1 protein-coding gene is annotated in these 232 nt (G+C 38.4%); it reads left to right on the top strand.

Annotated elements, in window-relative coordinates; genetic code table 11:
* The coding region (locus J7338_RS20680) for a transposase-like zinc-binding domain-containing protein (RefSeq protein ID WP_420875347.1) at window positions 1–232 on the top strand (232 nt) is incomplete at both ends.

Genomic DNA, 232 nt, shown 5'->3' with positions numbered 1-232 from the left:
CAACATGGCTTCCAAGCAGTTTCAAAATATACTACATCACATTACCAACTTAAATTACGCTCAACTTAAAAAGCTTCGCCACGAAGTTGAATCAAATATTGCCACTAACCAAGTAGGTCAAGCTATTGCCGACCATGAGGAATCAATATCTCATTGCCCCCATTGTGATTCACATAATCTAAATCGTTGGGGAATGACAAAGCAAGGAATTCAGCGCTTTAAGTGTAAATCA

Source organism: Pseudoalteromonas ostreae (assembly GCF_018069805.1).
GTDB lineage: Bacteria > Pseudomonadota > Gammaproteobacteria > Enterobacterales > Alteromonadaceae > Pseudoalteromonas > Pseudoalteromonas ostreae.
This window is presented reverse-complemented; position numbering and strand designations above follow the sequence as displayed.